Source organism: Lactobacillus sp. M0390 (assembly GCF_016102085.1).
Classification (GTDB): Bacteria; Bacillota; Bacilli; order Lactobacillales; family Lactobacillaceae; genus Lactobacillus; species Lactobacillus apis.
This window is the reverse complement of record NZ_JACFPH010000014.1, coordinates 1-2459: the sequence shown is the minus strand read 5'-3', so window position 1 is coordinate 2459 and position 2459 is coordinate 1. Positions and strand designations below refer to the sequence as shown.

Annotated in this window: 2 protein-coding genes; both read right to left on the bottom strand. The window is 36.3% G+C overall.

Features of this window, described 5'->3' with window-relative positions:
• Window positions 1-766 (bottom strand): BspA family leucine-rich repeat surface protein (locus H3R25_RS08810; RefSeq protein ID WP_198195168.1); only part of this gene is annotated, 766 nt, incomplete at its 3' end.
• Between the two features lie 378 nt (window positions 767-1144).
• Window positions 1145-2459: MucBP domain-containing protein (locus H3R25_RS08805; protein ID WP_198195166.1), on the bottom strand; the 1315-nt coding region annotated here is incomplete at its 5' end.

Genomic DNA, 2459 nt, shown 5'->3' with positions numbered 1-2459 from the left:
TTGATATATTTAAGTCGACAAGATTTTCATCATCTGCAAACATACATGACATGTCAGTTACTTTTGAGATATTGAAACTTGAAAGATCGAGTGCTGTTAAAGCCCTACACTTCCTAAACATAGCTCTCATTTCTGTTACATTAGCAGTATTAAAGCTAGAAAGATTGAGTGAAGTCAAATTTTCACAGCCATTAAACATGTAAATTGTACTAGTTGCTTGAGAAAGGTCTAGGTGTTCTAATCCTACAATTTTAGATGTATTAGAAAAGCCGGCGAATAAAAAGTCTGCACAATTTGAAGAGTTAAGACTTATCTTACCAGTAATAGCAATCTGCTTAGCACGTGCAAGTTTTATGGAATTTCCTTCGTCGTCAGAAAGGGAATAGTCAGAAAGACAATCGTCCAAAAAACTGATTTGTTCATATGTTCCACCTAAAATGATGAGTTCATCAGTGTCAAGGTCATAGGAAACTTGCAGTCCAGCAGCAGTTCCATCAATTCGTTTTTTATTTACGGTAGCATCAGAATCTTGAGCGGTTGGTGAAGCTTGATTCGCCGCTGACTCATCAGTATTTGCAGGTTCACTGATGATATCTTCTGATGGATTTGGAGTCTCAGTGGCAGTAGTTTCTTTCTTAGAAGCCATTTGACTAGTAGAAAAACTGTCTGCTTTGACTAGATTAGGATTAATGGAAATCAATCCAAGTAAAATAGCAGCTGAGCTACTAAATAGAACTTTTCCTTTTACGTTACTTGTCTTTTTCATTAATAAAGGCACTCCACTGTGTATTTGTATACAATTAAGTAATTATATATGTATTAGTATATTTATAATTATATTTGTGTATGTGCCAAAAGCAAGTCAAGAATTTGTGCACTTAGAAGGATAAAGACGAAATGATTACTGCATAAGCAAAAATAAAATAACGAAGCGTTTTGAAATAAACTACTATATTATCAGGGATGATAAGAGTATTGGTTGTGAAAAATAACTGTACTTAGCACTGATAAAATGGTGTTTAGAATCTGAAAAACAGGTTTTATTTTTTAAAAAAATATTTTTAATAAGTAACGAATTGAGAAAATTAAAAGCACCAACATAACTGTCCAATTATAGTTGGTGCTTTTTAGAGTTAACGCTTAGTTATTTACTAAACTTTTTAATTTTTGTCCAAAGAAGTGCTGCAGCGCTGGCTAAAGTGAGTGAGCCAAGTGCAATAGCTGCTAGTTGGGCCCTTTTTTCAGAGCCTGTCTTTGGCAATTGATTGTTGTTAGAGGAGTTAGCTGAATGTAGTTTGTTAGCGTTACTACCTAGTGCGGTTGTGTGAGTTTTGTTACCTAGTGCATTTGTATGAGTACCATAACGACTTGAGCTGGGAAGAGTGGCATTATTTGCTTTGTTACCTTTGTTTCCATTACTCTTATTTTCGTTATCCTTGCTTTCATTGCCTTTGCCAGTAGTTTGGCTCTCAGTCTTAGGGTCAGTCTTACTATAGACGTAAATAACATTCTGGATAGTATCACTAAAGAATCCTGTAGCGTTTTTTGGCCGAGTCTTTAAAGTGTAACCAGCAATTTCCTTAGTGGATGAAACATAGCCATCGCCTGTATTTCCGCTTAAAATCTCGTTAGGCGCAATAGTTCTGCCTTGTTCATCTTGATAATGAACAATGACATTTTCTCCTTTGATAGGAGCGGACGATTCAGGATTTTTAATGTAGGTGAAAGTAAAATTACGCTCTTTTGTATTATCATCATCATAAATACCGGTAACAGGAGATTGACCAGCTTTTAAAGTATAGCCTGCAACGGGATCACCGATAATTGAATAAGGGTCGCCAAGATTACCAGGGAAAATAGTATCTTCTGCAATTTGCTTTCCGGACTCATCTACATGGTGGATAGTAATAGGCAAGCCCGTGCGGACATATGTTTCAGCCTTTGTGAAGTTACGTTGTGTGCCATCTATGGTTGCGACACGGGCCCTCATTAATTGCTCAGAGGTGTATCGTTCGGTTCCTTCGGGGCTAATTACTGTACCATTGCCAACATTGAGCCAAATTCCCTCTGTATTTAGTCCTACATTTTCCACAAGAGTATTTGGATCATCTATATTAGCTAGATCATCGCTGTATACTGTTGTAAGATCAGTGTTTTTGCCAAGAACAAGAGTGTTTAGGTTGGGCAAGTTGGCTAGCATATCTTCGTACTCTGGAGTACCTGTATTAATATTTTTAATGTTGAGTTTCCGCAAATTTGTACAACCATAGAATGTTTGTGCGAAAGCTGCCTCCTCTGAATTTGGGATGTGGAAGTTTTCTAAATTTAACTCAACTAAATTGGCGCAATTTTTAAAAGCTTCGCTCATTTCTATAGGTAAAGTGGTCTTGAAACTTGATATATTTAAGTCGACAAGATTTTCATCATCTGCAAACATACATGACATGTCAGTTACTTTT